The sequence below is a fragment of the Paenibacillus sp. FSL H7-0943 genome (genome assembly GCF_037963265.1).
Lineage (GTDB): Bacteria > Bacillota > Bacilli > Paenibacillales > Paenibacillaceae > Paenibacillus_AQ > Paenibacillus_AQ odorifer.
Map to the genome: position 1 here is coordinate 3938158 of NZ_CP150148.1, position 15061 is coordinate 3953218.

At 45.1% G+C, this 15061-nt stretch carries 13 protein-coding genes; 5 read left to right on the plus strand and 8 right to left on the minus strand.

Features of this window, described 5'->3' with window-relative positions:
• The first annotated feature begins 19 nt into the window (after positions 1-19).
• Positions 20-1030 (plus strand): ABC transporter ATP-binding protein, encoded by a 1011-nt coding sequence (locus NSQ55_RS17230; protein WP_339174540.1) that lies wholly within the window; start codon positions 20-22, stop codon positions 1028-1030.
• Positions 1027-1845, plus strand: a complete 819-nt coding sequence (locus NSQ55_RS17235) for an ABC transporter permease (protein WP_339168212.1) — start codon at positions 1027-1029, stop codon at positions 1843-1845. The genes NSQ55_RS17230 and NSQ55_RS17235 overlap by 4 nt, the downstream gene beginning before the upstream one ends.
• Positions 1846-2148: 303 nt before the next feature.
• Here NSQ55_RS17235 and NSQ55_RS17240 read toward each other — a convergent pair whose 3' ends face one another.
• Together NSQ55_RS17240 and NSQ55_RS17245 are read right to left on the minus strand one after the other, a co-directional pair.
• Positions 2149-4455, minus strand: a complete 2307-nt coding sequence (locus NSQ55_RS17240) for a thiamine pyrophosphate-dependent enzyme (RefSeq protein ID WP_339168214.1) — start codon at positions 4453-4455, stop codon at positions 2149-2151.
• A 25-nt stretch (positions 4456-4480) separates the two neighbouring features.
• The gene (locus NSQ55_RS17245; RefSeq protein WP_038571642.1) at positions 4481-5491 is read right to left on the minus strand and encodes a 2-oxoacid:acceptor oxidoreductase family protein; all 1011 of its coding nucleotides are present in this window, start codon (positions 5489-5491) and stop codon (positions 4481-4483) included.
• Between the two features lie 322 nt (positions 5492-5813).
• Between NSQ55_RS17245 and NSQ55_RS17250 the strand changes: the two genes are divergently transcribed.
• From NSQ55_RS17250 to NSQ55_RS17260, 3 genes are read left to right on the plus strand one after another with little or no spacing between them, the layout of a single operon-like run.
• On the plus strand, positions 5814-7157 hold the full coding sequence (locus tag NSQ55_RS17250; RefSeq protein WP_036688050.1) for an amino acid permease: 1344 nt from the start codon (positions 5814-5816) through the stop codon (positions 7155-7157).
• A gap of 20 nt (positions 7158-7177) precedes the next feature.
• Positions 7178-7678 carry a hypothetical protein gene (locus tag NSQ55_RS17255; RefSeq protein ID WP_339168217.1) on the plus strand — a complete coding sequence of 167 codons (501 nt, stop codon included), beginning with the start codon at positions 7178-7180 and terminating at the stop codon, positions 7676-7678.
• The gene (locus NSQ55_RS17260; RefSeq protein ID WP_339168219.1) at positions 7605-8225 is read left to right on the plus strand and encodes a hypothetical protein; all 621 of its coding nucleotides are present in this window, start codon (positions 7605-7607) and stop codon (positions 8223-8225) included. The genes NSQ55_RS17255 and NSQ55_RS17260 overlap by 74 nt, the downstream gene beginning before the upstream one ends.
• A 195-nt stretch (positions 8226-8420) precedes the next feature.
• Here the strand turns inward: NSQ55_RS17260 and NSQ55_RS17265 are convergent, their stop codons facing one another.
• From NSQ55_RS17265 to NSQ55_RS17290, 6 genes are all read right to left on the minus strand, one after another.
• Complete coding sequence (locus NSQ55_RS17265) at positions 8421-9872, minus strand: nicotinate phosphoribosyltransferase (RefSeq protein ID WP_076128292.1); 1452 nt, start codon at positions 9870-9872, stop codon at positions 8421-8423.
• 51 nt (positions 9873-9923) lie between these two features.
• Positions 9924-10463, minus strand: coding sequence for an isochorismatase family cysteine hydrolase (locus tag NSQ55_RS17270; protein WP_076194688.1), 540 nt, complete (start codon positions 10461-10463; stop codon positions 9924-9926).
• 29 nt (positions 10464-10492) lie between these two features.
• Positions 10493-11263: an NUDIX domain-containing protein gene (locus NSQ55_RS17275; protein ID WP_036688055.1), complete on the minus strand. Its 771-nt coding sequence runs from the start codon at positions 11261-11263 to the stop codon at positions 10493-10495.
• A gap of 240 nt (positions 11264-11503) precedes the next feature.
• Positions 11504-11953 carry a YlbF family regulator gene (locus tag NSQ55_RS17280; RefSeq protein WP_339168222.1) on the minus strand — a complete coding sequence of 150 codons (450 nt, stop codon included), beginning with the start codon at positions 11951-11953 and terminating at the stop codon, positions 11504-11506.
• A gap of 25 nt (positions 11954-11978) precedes the next feature.
• On the minus strand, positions 11979-13565 hold the full coding sequence (miaB, locus tag NSQ55_RS17285; protein WP_038571650.1) for a tRNA (N6-isopentenyl adenosine(37)-C2)-methylthiotransferase MiaB: 1587 nt from the start codon (positions 13563-13565) through the stop codon (positions 11979-11981).
• 273 nt (positions 13566-13838) lie between these two features.
• Positions 13839-14933: an NADH:flavin oxidoreductase gene (locus NSQ55_RS17290; protein WP_076219350.1), complete on the minus strand. Its 1095-nt coding sequence runs from the start codon at positions 14931-14933 to the stop codon at positions 13839-13841.
• Positions 14934-15061: the final 128 nt, after the last annotated feature.

Consider the following 15061-nt stretch of genomic DNA (forward strand, 5'->3'; position numbering starts at 1 on the left):
GGTGAAACCATTGATTAATATGCATGAAGTTACTAAGATTTACGAGAGCAAACATAAACTGAGCTGGTTCCGTTCGGAAAAAAGATCAGTGACAGCAGTGAAATCACTATCTTTAGATATCGCTGCGGGGGAAATCGTAGGTCTTCTCGGTCTAAATGGCGCTGGAAAAACCACAACAATACGTATGCTTTCTACTCTCCTAGAGCCAACCTCCGGCAGGATTGAAGTCGATGGAATGTCACTACACAAAAATCGACAGGCCATTCAGCAAAAAGTAAATATGATCGCCGGAGGAGAACGAATGTTGTACTGGCGGCTCACTGGTAGAGAGAATCTTCAATACTTCGGTAAACTCTATGGAATGAACAGCCCTCACATCGCTAGAGAAGCAGGACGTCTTCTGGAGGAAGTAGGTTTGACCCAAGCTGCTGACCAACCCGTTGAACAATATTCTAAAGGGATGAAGCAACGGCTGCAAATCGCCCGCGGGCTTATCAACGATCCACAATACTTATTTCTAGATGAGCCCACACTTGGCCTTGATGCCCCTATTGCCAGGCAGCTTCGCAGTACGATAAGAAAGCTTGCACTGGACAGTGGAAAGGGTATCCTTCTGACCAGCCATTATTTACAGGAGGTCGAAGAACTTTGTGACCGAGTTTATGTACTGAATCGAGGCGAGCTTCTGCTCTGTGACAAACCTGAGCGGATTGTCCATCAGGTTGCAGGCTCGCAAACTGCTCATTTAGAGGTTACAGGCTGGCATGAATCACTTCGTCCCAAGCTAATAGAGCATCTACGAACATTTACTCAGCCTGCGGAATTAATGGGTGTCTGCGCAACAGAAAAACTAGAACTTCAAAATGATGGACTGCAGCGCATTTCTGTAAAGACACCTTTGGCTGATAGAATCATTACAGAGCTCCTGCCATGGACTACTGAGCAGGGACTTAGCATTAAAAGCTTCGCATCCGAAAAACCTACTTTGGAGGATGCGATTATCCTCCTTTCGGAAGGAAGGGTATCATGAACTTACATAGTTTATGGTTTACCCTTAGCGCGGAGATCACTAAGCAGCATCGAAATAGAGTTAAGGGACGCGCAGTGTTTTTTTCACTTCTACTCTGGCCGGCGCTCACCTTTTTAACCACCTACTTTACTATGCAGCCCTTTAGAACCGGAGCAGGATCAGCACTCTCAAAAGTAATACCAGATGGACGGATTCCCCTTTTTCTGCTGAGCGGATATCTCGTCTTTCAGTTATACTGGACGGTTGTGCAAGCCGCATGGTTATTCGAACAAGAACGCAAAGGGGGTACACTTGAGGTAGTGTTCCTAACGCCAGCGTCAAAAATGGCCTTCCTGTATGGACGTTCCGTATATTCACTATTTCACGGAATATGGATGTTCGCTTGCTTCTCCATTCTGACTTTCATTTTTCTTGCGGACGTAACGACTGTTAACTGGGGCGCCTTAATACCTGTATTAATACTTATCATGATATCAGCGGTTATATGGGGAGCTTTGCTGTGTGCGATATCTCTCTTCTCAAGGGATTCAGGGCTACTCTATTACATCTTTCAAGCACCAATGGAGCTGTTTGGCGGGGTTCGTATTCCACCAGCAGTATTCCCAGCATGGGCAACGGGTTTATCCCTTCTGTTTCCACTCACATATAGTCTGGTTCTTGTGCGCGGGGCGTTATACGATAATATCGGTATTAGCTGGTGGTGGGCTCTCGGCGCTTTAATCGTAGGTAGTGCTTGTCTTGTCATTTGTACCCGCTATCTTCTGGTTAGAGCAGAGCAACATGCAAGAGTAAAAGGAAACTGGACTTTATTCTAACTGTAAATGACCAAGTTTTTAACACATAGGACCTAAGAGACGTTATTTGCTGGTTTTTAGCTTTTTCAGAAGTTTCGCGGACTCCAGTGACACTATTCCTTCAAAAAGGGTTCATTTTGGGAGTTTTAGGGCCGATAACTGCTATGGAGTCCGTTAGAATTTCAAACGGGAGAGAAAGCTGTGTTTAAGGTCAGTGGTGTCCGAAAACTGCTTCTTACGCGCAAATGCTCCCTAATCACAAAAAACCCGGCAGACAAATCTGCCGGGTTATTTCATATTTTATATACTGGAGATAAACACAGCTTATAAGTCAGGATGTTCGTGTTTTGCCTTGAGACGATTCCAACGGCGCTCAACTTCTTCTTCGAAGCTGTGTAAAGCTGGCTCATTCTCAGGTTTCAACAAATGACGAGTTTTACCCATTGTCTTCAGCCATGCTGAGAGCTCAACACGTTTGCCCTTATCTTCAGGATTATATGTGATATTCGTAGAACCATGCTCTACTTCATATAACGGGAAGAAGCAAGACTCAACAGCTAATGATACGATGTTCGTGCCTTCCTTATCATCAGACATCCAGTTTAGCGGACATGCGATCAGGATTTTACCATACACCAAACCTTCGTTTTGTGCGTACCACTGTGCTTTTGCCGCTTTTTTCACCAGATCCTGCGGATAAGCCTCCGAACCCGTGAAGACATAAGGAATGTTAGTAGCCGCCATAATTTGTGCTGTATCTTTATGCTGAGTAACTTTACCTTGCTGCTGCTTGCCGATACTGGAGGTTGAAGTACGGTGACCCAGTGGTGTCGAATAGGACTGCTGTGCTCCAGTATTCATGTAACCCTCGTTATCGTACTCTACAATAATCATTTTGTGACCACGCAGTGCAGCTCCAATTGCCGGTCCCATCCCGATGTCCATACCGCCATCTCCGGTTACCATAACAAACGTAAAGTCCTCTTTAAGCCCTAGTCCATCCAGCTCACCGCGACGTTTGCGTTCCCAGAACATCTCTACGACACCGGACAAGGTAGCTGCTCCATTTTGGAAAAGATTATGGATAAACGTTGATTTATGGGAGGAATACGGATACCCCGTAGTCGTTACCATGGCACAGCCTGTATGATAAAGTGCGACGATATCCCCTTCAATCCCTTTGAAGAAAGTCTCCAGTCCTGAGAAAATCCCGCAACCTGGACACGCACCATGCCCTGGGGAGAGCCGTTTAGGTTTCTTCGTTAAGCTGCGCAGTGGCGGAATCCGTACGCTTAATTTGCCTGTTGCTTCATCCTGTTTCACAGTGATTAAGCCTGTCTTCAGTGAGTCAAAGTCCATTGGCTTCAGAAGACGTTGCGGAGCTTTATCTGGTGTACCCGGATTGTGGCCATAATAATCAAATGGTATGTCTACTCGATCTGCAGCAACAGCATCTATTGCTAATTGGAAAAAGGCATGACCATCTTCTGCGTAGAAGTCCTTACCACCCAAACCGTAGATACGGCTAATTACTTTAGTCGTAGTGTTGCCATATGTGAACAGGGCTGCCTTGATTTCATTGACCATGTTACCACCATGTCCGCCAACAGAATCTGCACGGTCACCAACGGTTATTGCTTTAACATTTTTCAGCGCTTCAGCAATTTGCTTCTGCGGGAAAGGACGGATCATATTCGGCGAGATTGCACCGGCTTTGATCCCTTGCAACCGAAGCTGATCCACAACATCCTTAATAATCTCAGAGGCAGAATTCATCAAGAATACGGCTACTTCAGCATCTTCCATCCGATATTCCTCGATCATTGGATAATGACGTCCGGTTAACTCAGCAAATTCCTTCGTAATTTCTTCAAAAACTTCTCCCGCATTGTACATAGCTACGGACTGCTGATAGCGGTTGTTAATATAGTCAGGTTCGTTCATATAAGGACCAACCGTTACCGGATTATTGCGGTCTAAAGTATCGGTAAAGCCTGTTGGAGGTTGTGGTCCAACAAATTTATGAACATCCTCCCGATGAGTAAAAGCTTGAACGCGGCGTTTCTGGTGGGAGGTGAAATATCCATCTGAAGCCACCATTACCGGAAGACGAACTTTAGCATGTTCCGCAAGCTTCAATGCCATTAGGTTCATATCATAAATAGATTGTGGATCCCGGCACATTAAAATAGGCCAACCTGTATTCAAAGCAAAATACAAATCTGAATGGTCCCCGTGAATATTCAGCGGTCCAGAGATCGAACGGCAGATTAGATTCATAACCATAGGCATACGCGTACCAGCTTGTACAGGCAATTGCTCAAGCATGAACATATAACCTTGGGCACTGGTAGCATTAAATACACGTCCGCCAGCCGTTGAAGCGCCATAACAGATACCAGCAGAGCTATGCTCGCCATCTGACGGAATCAGCATAATATCATGCTGGCCATTCGCTTTCATCGTATCAAGAAATTGCGCTACTTCTGTCGATGGAGAAATCGGAAAATACCCCATTACATGATAATTTATCTGATGAGCAGCATAAGCCGCCATTTCATTGCCGGATTCATATAGGAATTTCTGCTCTACTTTAGCAGAGCCTACTTCTTTTTCATAATCTATAGCCACGTGTATTCCACCTTTCCTCCGTTAATTAGGCCTCAGTAACGAGATCAAAAATATGCCGGACCGTATGACTCTCTGCGTAGCCCTCTTCCTCACGTTCGCCAGACAAGGCAGTTGTAGGACAAGCTTCTACACATTTTAAACAGCCTTTGCAGTATTGATAATCAATACCTTGCAGGAACATTTGTGGACGTCCCTTCTTATCAGGCTGCTCATCCCAAACAAAACACAGATCAGGACACACCGTATCGCACTGCGCACAATGAATACAATCCTCCTGCTTAAAATGAGGCAGCAAACCGGAGCGAGAAATGCTCAAGTTCTTTAAAAAGCTGCTGCCAGGATTCGTAATGGTACCGCCGATAGGCTGTGTTTCATAACCCAATGCGGAAATATCAGACCGCACGAACTCAGGCATTGTCACGCCCGCAGGCAGTGGAAAATGCATAAACTTAACTTCATTAAATCCACGGTCGAAAGTAGTCAGTGCTGACTGTACTGCCTGTGGATATTTTTTGCCTAGTGATTTCTCTATAACGCCTTTCATAATTTCAGGGTCCAAGAAATCACACATCCGGAACAACGCGCCTAGCATCGCCATATTAACGCGGTTTTTCTCATCTAAGGCGATCGTTGTAGCATCAACGACTGCAATAGTTCCTGCCATCATATTCAGGGAGGATTTCAATTCCTCCGGCGATTTTGCTGAGTTCACCAATACTGTGCTATGTTCATAAATTCCGCTAATTACGTTAACTGTCTTTGCTAATGCTTCGTGAAATACCCCAACAACATGCGGACGCTCAACCGGAGACGTGTCACGAATAGGCGTATTCAAATCACAAAACCGGATATGCGCTTTTACCGCTGATCCCTTCTTCTCCGAACCATATGACGAAAAGCTGACCCCATTCATTCCAGCACCGACAACACCTGCTTCTGCAAGCATTTTACCAGCCAGGTTCGCACCCAACCCTCCAATTGACTCCAGACGAATCTCAAAAAATCCGAGCTCGTTCACTTTTGGTAACTGTACCACCGACATAGCCCCTTTCAGAATGTCATCTAGTATAATATCCTTTTGACTTTTTCAACGATTGTAACTTGATTTTGCAAGACGCGAAGTGACAAATCTTGCATTTTCCAAGTGTTGCCTAAGCTTATTTATCTACTTTCATTTAGCAATAAAATTAAAAATTAAGATGTTAAATTCATCACATTCTTCATGATAAATATCACACACCGATGAAAAATCACCTCTATTTCTACAAATGTGTATCATTTATACTTTTCAACTAGTCCATTTCAGGATAAACTGATTCTTGGTGTAATTTTTTGAACCTACTTAGGAGGCATTAAATGTGAAGTCAAACGAAGCATCATTACAAAAAAAATTGCTTCCACGGCATATCAGCTTTATGGCGATGGGCGGCGTAATCGGTACGGGGATTTTTAAAGGAAGCTCTGAGACGATAAGCATTGCTGGACCAGGGGTTGTTCTCTCCTATGTATTGGCAGGCTTGCTGCTACTAGTCGTTATGGGTGCAATTGCCGAAATGGCCACGGTATACCCGAACAAAAATATGAAGGAATTCATCCGCGAGGCTTTTGGAGAACGGCTCTCCTTTATCGTGGGTTGGCTATATTGCTTCATGTGGTTGACTGTCTGCGTGATCGAAGTGCTGGCGGCAGGAAGCTTCTTGCAGTACTGGTTACCGGATGTTCCATTATGGCTACTGAGTCTAGCAAGTGGTGCTTTAATTATTGGCATCAATATGATGAGTGTAAGCGGTTATGGAGAGACGGAGTTTTGGTTAGCAGGAATCAAAATAGCTATGATTATCATCTTTATTATTCTGGGAGCTGCATTATTGTTTGGGCTATTGCCTATGTCTGAAGGGACTCCCTATTTAAGTAATTTTACGGATTATGGCGGATTATTCCCACAAGGTTGGACACCTATCTTCTCTGCCCTTCTGGTCGTCATGTTCTCCTACGGCGGATCTGAGCTGATTGGACTAACTTTAACAGAAACTCAAGATGCAGAAAAAGTGTTGCCTAGAGTTGTCAAAAGCTTCATTTTACGTGTTATTCTGTTCTACACCATTCCAATTCTGATCATCTGTGGGTTAATTCCTTGGAATCAGCTTAACGAGCATACCAGCCCCTTTGTGCAGGTATTAGCGGCTACAGGACTTAAGGGTGCTGACCATGTTATGAACTTCATACTGATTACGGCTGTGCTCTCTGCTGCTAACTCTGGTATCTACGGCGCCACACGGATGTTGCACTCTTTGGCTTCACAGGGTGAAGCTCCACGTAGCTTAGCAAAGACCTCAGCAAAAGGTGTGCCGATCAACAGTCTTAAACTTTGCGCTATAGTTCTTTTTGTTGGTTCTATGTTAGCGTACTTCGCACAGGATGGACTTTTCCGGCTGCTGATGGCTGTTCCCGGCTTCGTAGTAAGCTTGGTATGGATCAGCATCTGCCTATCACAGCTGAAGCTGCGGAAAACCTATCCTAAAGAGCCAAGCTTTAAAGTGTGGGGTTTCCCTTATATTACGATTTTGACGCTTATCTGTTTGTCGGTTATCACGATTTCCTTCCTTTTCGACACTCAGAACCGGATCAGCATAGGCACATGTCTGGGCTTCCTGCTGATGCTTACCATCTGGTCATTCGCTAAATTCCGAAAGAAGAACTAAACTATATATCTCGCACTTACATGAAAAAAGGTGTATCCATTGTTCTTCGCGATCGCGTAGAACGGGGATACACCTTTTCTTATGGGACCGTTGATTTGCTCACTCGCACCGGATACGCCCCATTCTGCGGTATATATACCGTTGATTTACCTACTCACACCGGATGCGCCTCATTCTACGGGATTTATACCGTTGATTTGCTCACTCGCACCGGATTCGCCTCATTCTGCGGGATTTATACCGTTGATTTACCTACTCACACCGGATTCGCCTCATTCTACGGGATTTATACCGTTGATTTGCCTCCTCGCACCGGATGCGCCTCCTTCTGCGGGTTTTATACCGTTGATTTACCTACTCACACCGGATGCGCCTCATTCTGCGGGATTTATACCGTTGATTTGCTCACTCACACCGGATGCGCCTCATTCTACGGGATTTATACCGTTGATTTGCATCCTCGTACTGGATTTGCCTCCTCGTACTGGATTCGCCTCATTCTGCGGGATTTATACCGTTGATTTGCTCACTCACACCGGATGCGCCCCATTCTGCGGGATTTATACCGTTGATTTACCTACTCACACCGGATATGCCTCATTCTGCGGTATATATACCGTTGATTTGCTCACTCGCACCGGATTCGCCTCATTCTGCGGTATATATACCGTTGATTTACCTACTCACACCGGATGCGCCTCATTCTACAGGATTTATACCGTTGATTTACCTACTCACACCGGATGCGCCTCATTCTACGGGATTTATACCGTTGATTTGCTCACTCACACCGGATTCGCCTCATTCTACGGGATTTATACCGTTGATTTACCTAATCGCACCGGATTCGCCTCATTCTGCGGGATTTATACCGTTGATTTGCTCACTCACACCGGATGCACCTCATTCTGCGGGATTTATACCGTTGATTTGCCCACTCGCACCGGATTCGCCTCATTCTGCGGGATTTATACCGTTGATTTGCCCACTCGCACCGGATTCGCCTCATTCTACGGGATGTACTTATTCTTTTGGCGGTATGATAATTTGTCGATATACTTTAACTAGTGTTCTGTTGCACAAAATGCAACAAAAGCCAAATCAGATATACGCGGACAAACTAGCTTAATATACTTTCAGAAAATAAACTCACGGCTTTCGAAGTTAACAAACGCAAGCTTCACCCAACGCAAGCTTCACCCAAACGCAAAAAAGCACGGGAATCTAATCTTCCCGTGCTTCTTTCCATCGAAACTACAAAATCTACTCGATCTCCGGCTGAATATGCTCCGCGATCAATTGTTGCTTGCTGGTCCAGACCTTCTCACTCAGATTCACCCGGTACACCTCTGGATTGAGCTTACGCAGATATTCCGGCCAGAACAGATCCTTCTGCTCCCGATGGTAACGGCGAACTTCATTCAGATCCGGCAAAGTATAAACTTGGAAGCCGTTCACGTAAATCGGTTCAAGCATTGGCAGTGCTTCATAACGCTCCACATACTTGTGCATGTATGGATGCAGCGGATTAAACAGCTTCACCCGACCGCCGTTACGTGGAGCTTCCTCTTCCGGGAAGCAGATATAATCTGCTAGCGCTTTGCCATTTTTCCCGATAATCCGGAATACGTCCTTGCTGCCTGGTGTGGATACTTTTTCAGGGTTAGAAGAAATCTTGATTGTCGGTACCATTTCTCCAGTTGCGGACTCAATTTCTACCAGCTTATAGACCCCACCCAAAGAGGGTTGATCCGAAGCCGTAATCAATTGTGTGCCTACACCCCATGTGTCGATGGCTGCACCTTGCAGCTTCAGATCCATGATTGTATTCTCATCCAGATCGTTGGACGCCACAATCTTCACATAATCGAGCCCCGCTTCATCCAGCATATTCCGTGCCTGCCGGGATAGATAGGCCAAGTCACCGCTGTCTAAGCGGATACCGATCATCTTTTTACCTTGAGCTTCAAGCTTTTTGGCGGTTCTAATCGCATTCGGCACACCACTGCGCAACGTATCGAAGGTATCAACTAATAGTGTAACTTCATCCGGCATCACCTTAGCATAAGCATCAAAAGCTTCCTGCTCGCTGCTGAAGCTCTGAACCCAAGAATGAGCATGTGTACCTTTGGTAGGGATGCCAAACATTTTACCTGCCAGCATGTTGGAGGTTGCATCAAAGCCGCCGATATAGGCCGCTCTAGCGCCCCAGACCGCCGCATCCGCTTCTTGTGCCCGACGGGTACCAAACTCCAGGAGTATATCATTCGGAGCTACCTGCTTGATTCGGGAAGCTTTCGTAGCGATCAGCGTCTGGTAGTTCATGAAGTTCAGAATAGCGGTCTCCACCAGTTGCGCTTCCATGATCGTCCCTTCCACACGGATTAGTGGTTCATCCGGGAAAATCAACGCCCCTTCTTTCATCGAATAAACGTTGCCCTGAAAATGAAATTGCAGCAATTCTTCCAAAAAAGCAGGAGCGTAATTTTCTTCTTGCTCCGATAAGTAACGGATATCATCTTCGGTGAAACGCAAGCCGCCGATGTACCCAACGATACGCTCTAATCCTGCGAACACGGCATAGCCGTTTCCGAAAGGCAATTTGCGGAAATAAGCTTCAAATACAGCTTTTCGCTTATGGCTTCCATTCACCCAGTGGGCATACATCATATTGATCTGATATTTATCTGTATGTAGCGCAAGTTCTCTCTTCAAGTCCTCATCTCCTAATATCCACGTTGCTGTATGTGTATGTTTTTTATAGTATTATGCCTTAACAACGTCTGCTCCTAAACTTCCCCGGAAATGATTTAGTGCCCATTTATGTCCATCCGCGTTGAAGCTGGCGACCGCATCTTCGTGCACAGTAATAGTAAAACCTTTGTTATATGCATCCACCGCAGTGTGCAAAACACATATATCTGTACATACGCCAATCAAATGAAGGTCAGTAATGCCACGTTCCCGCAGCTTAATCTCCAGATCAGTTCCACTAAAAGCGCTATATCGAGTTTTATCCATCCAATAGATGGAATCCTGGTCAGCTTCATAAACAGTTTTCAAACTTCCATAAAGCTCCCGCCCTCTAGTCCCTCGTACATTGTGAGGTGGAAACAGTTTACTCTCGGGATGATAAGGATCATTGTCTTCATGTAAATCAACAGCCATTACAACATAATCGCCATTTTGGACAAACTCAGACGTTAATTGGCTGATTCTTGGCTCGATATCGATTGCAGGCTGCCCAACCGGTAAATTCCCATCGACAAAATCATTGGTAAAGTCAATTACTATTAGTGCTCTCATGAGAATCGTCCCTCCCCTGATTTAAGACACTACGTATAAATAGACAACAATGGCTCGTGATCTGTAAACATATACAGCTGAGCCGGGCGTTGTGAGTATTGATTGGAGCTGAGTGCATTGCCCTCTTCATCTCTCACTTCTTTTAATATACCCTGACGGCTGCGTGTTGACGTGATTTTACGAATAAAATTTGGTTCTTTAAATTCCGGCACTACTGTCTGAATCACCTGATAAAGCTCACTTAGCGTAAAATGCCTAGGCAAAAACTGTCTTGCTATCGTTGTCTGCAGCATTTGCTGTTGGATACGTACGTATGCATCCTTGATGATTTCATGGTGGTCAAAAGCGAGCTCCAGTTCTTCTAACGCTTCCTGTAACGTAAATAAACCCACTTCACCCGCATCGTCGGAAGCTTGTCTTTGCTCCAGCATCCACTCTTCTACTAAAGCGAAAAAGGCATGGCTGATAATCCATCCCCGAGGGTCGCGGCCAGGTGTACTATAAACCCCAAGATATTCTAAGTGACCTCCATCGACACCAGTCTCTTCTTTCAGCTCACGAGTTGCAGCATCATATATAGACTCATCTTCCTGACAGAATCCGCCTGGTAGAGCCCACATGCCTGCACACGGCCATTTTTTCCGTCTAATTAACATTACCTTCAACTCACGTAAAGGCAGCGTCTTGGTGACCGTCTTCCGTTCGCGTTTGGTCAGTGTAAACATTACAATGTCGGCCGGAACACCATCCGGTGTACGATATTTTTTGGCGTTATAGGTTAATTCCCCATTGTCGCTCATAATTGCCCCATCCTTTTCCGAAGCTGTAGTTTTACTTATTCGTATCTTTAAATGTACCAAACATGTTCTTCATAAATCAACACCGAATTCCATTATTTTACATTATCCTACAAAAAGACTATATGAGAAACGACGTTGTCGTTGAATTATAAGGATTATGTATGTTCATGTACTTTACTTCTACCTCTTATATTGAAATAAAGGGACGGATCTGCATCCGCCCCCTGAACTGAGTGTGGGTTATCCGCATGTGGTCGGAGGCGCATCAGTGCCGGCTTCCACATTTATTTTTTCCGAAACGGTATCTCTAATCACGGAAATTACCAGCTGGAGCAAATAATTAATGTCGCTCTGGCTTTGCTGAAATTCGTTCACGACTGGAATACCGTCGATCTCATCTTGCAGCACTTCAATTTCACGTTCAATTTTGGCGACCATATCTTTATTATTGAAGCTTTCGAAGGCCACGATTTCTTTTTGTTTTTTCTTAATGGTTGCAATCAGTCCTTGCACACGCTCGTGATTAAGAATTTTTTGCTCAGCCTGTTGAAAATGGCGTACCTCTTCACTGGTTGAGATTAATGATGCTAGTTCTTTAGCTTTGCCCATAATATCCTCGCGAACGATCAGATCACGGGTATTATAAGTTTTCATTCCATATTTATTCAACTGTTGTTCTTCTGTACTCATTAGTCATCTCCCCATTCGTATGTGATTAATGAACAGCTGCGGCCTCGACCACAATATCCCCTTTAATGTACCATGTTTTGGTATCTGTAATTCTCACGTTCACAAATGTGCCGATAAGCTCCTTAGGACCTTCAAAATGGACCAGCTTGTTAGCGCGGGAACGGCCGGAAAGGACTTCGGAGTTATTCTTACTCTCCCCTTCAACCAGCACCTCTACAACTTCACCCAGCATCCGGTCATTAATGATCCGGCTGTTCTCTTTGATGAGATCATTTAATCTTTGCAGACGTTCACTCTTCACCGACATCGGTACATTATCTTCCATCGCCGCTGCTGGTGTGCCCTCACGTGGAGAATAAATGAACGTATATGCCATATCATACCCAACCTCACGCACAAGCGATAGGGTATCTTCAAATTGCTCATCAGTCTCCCCAGGGAAACCAACGATAATATCGGTACTTAATACAGCATTCGGCACACTTATCTTAATCTTGCGTACTAATTCCAGATAAGCTTCCCGGGTATATTTACGGCTCATTTTCTTAAGAACGGCAGTACTTCCCGATTGAACCGGCAGATGGATATGCTCCACCAAGTTGCCGCCTTTGCCTAAAACCTCAATCAATTTATCGTCAAAATCTCGTGGATGCGATGTCATGAAGCGAATGCGCGGAATATCAATCAGACGCATATCATCCATCAGGTTCCCGAAGGTGTAATCAATATCCGTAAAATCTTTACCGTAAGCATTTACGTTCTGCCCCAATAGCGTTACTTCCTTGAAGCCTTGGCGCGCAAGCTCTCTCACCTCAGCGATAACGTCCTCTGGACGACGACTGCGTTCTTTACCGCGTGTAAACGGTACGATGCAATACGTGCAGAACTTATCACAGCCATACATAATGTTCACCCAAGCGCGCATGCCTTCCCGCTTCTTCGGCAAGTTCTCAATAATGTCGCCTTCTTTGGACCATACCTCAACCACAAGCTCCTTACTAAATACCGCTTCTTTAATGAGGTGTGGCAACCTATGAATATTATGCGTACCGAAGATCATATCCACGAAGCCATGCTTTGACATAATCCGGTTGACTACGCCTTCCTCTTGGGACATGCAACCGCATACCCCTAACAACAGACCCGGCTTCTCGATCTTCAGGTTCTTAAGATGTCCTAGCTCTCCAAATACCTTATCCTCGGCGTTCTCCCGAATCGCACAAGTATTCAGCAAAATGAGATCCGCGTCATTCCGGTCAGCGACACTGCGGTAGCCCATCTGTTCCAATAGGCCCTTCATCGTTTCCGTGTCATGCTCATTCATTTGGCAGCCATAAGTCGTTATATGATAATATTTGCCCACTCCGAAATTCTGCATCTCTTCAGGAATCTCGAAATCATAATGCACTTCTATTTCTTCCTTGCCGCGCCGTTTTCCTTCTTTATAGTCAGGCTGGCTATTAATTTGCACATTTCTTCCTTTAATCCGGTAAGTAACCTTACCTTCCTCTTCACTAATTACCTTTGCATCACTAAAATCAAAATATTTCGAATAATCCTTAGAACCCTTGCCGGATTTTAAGTCCGGTGAGTTATGGTTCCCCTTTGTCATGCTGTTTTCACGTCCTCTATTGTTCAACAATTATTTTTATACTTTGCTAATTTAAAATTATAACATAATGCTGGCCTAACATAGAAGTGCCCGGTCTATTTATGATGTAATGAAGCGTTGCATATCGACAAAAAAATACCCCGCCAACGTTTGGCAGGGTCAAGTTCTATCATATTAAGGGGGGTATGCTACTATTATAAGCAGATACACTACTCTTGAAACAGTTACACAGCCTCTTACCTAAAAAAATAGTCATTGTATATTCTGCTAGTTTTAGTAAAGCGTATTCGTTGCTTCAGGAGTAAATGGGATGATTTCGTCTATCGCTCCACTCTGTACTTTGGCAGGCCAAGCCGGATCGCTAATAAGCGCTCTGCCCACTGCAACCAAATCAAACTCCTCCCGATCAAACCTTTCAGTTAACTCATCAATATTATCCTCAGGCTTCTGAGCTTTATCTTCCTCGAAGAAATCGCTTTGCAGGCCAATAGAGCCTACTGTAATACACGGCTTCCCGGTAAGCTTCTTAGTCCACCCAGCTAAATTAAGATCAGAGCCAGCAAATTCAGGTTGACTGAAGCGTCGGGTCGAGCAATGAAAGATATCTACACCCGCTTCGCTAAGCGGGGCCAGGAAACTTGCAAGTTCTTCTGGAGTCTTCGCCAGCTTCTCATCATACGCCCCCAGCTTCCACTGGGAAAAGCGCAGCACGATTGGGAAGTCTGGTCCAACCGCTTGACGGCATGCTTTAATGATCTCGACAGCGAATGTTGTTCTTCCTACCAAATCGCCACCGTAACGATCGGTACGTTTATTCGTTCTATTCCAGAAGAACTGGTCTATCAGATACCCATGAGCGCCATGCAGTTCGATGCCATCAAAGCCAACGCTTTTGGCATTTGCCGCCGCTTGAGCGAAGGCTGTTACTAAGCTTTCAACCTCTTCTGTGGTCAGCGGCTCTGTCACCGGCTCACCTGCTAAATTAAGACCCGAAGGGCCTACAGGAAGGGCTTCAACGTTAGGATACTCGCCGATTGTACGCGCCATCCCCACATGCCAAAGCTGCGGGATGATCTTGCCGCCAGCTGCGTGAACCTCTTCCACAACCTTCTTCCAGCCTTCTAAAGATGCTTCTTCATGTATATTAGGAATATCTTGGTGACTGACAGCCGCTGGATGATTTATCGCAGTACCCTCAGTAACAATTAATCCCACTCCACCCTCTGCACGTCTACGATAATAAGCGGCAACATTGCTTCCCGGCACACCCTTCGGAGACTGCGCGCGTGTCATCGGCGCCATTACAAATCGGTTCGACAGCGAAAGATTCCCCACTTGAAAAGGTAAAAATAGTTGCTCTGTATTCATATGTTACCTCCAATTTATTAATTGATTACTTTAAGTAAGCTTATTATCTACCCAAAAGATGGGAAATGCAAATTTTAAGAAAAAGACAACAAAAACCGGACCTCGCAGAATCTACGATTGCCCGGTTT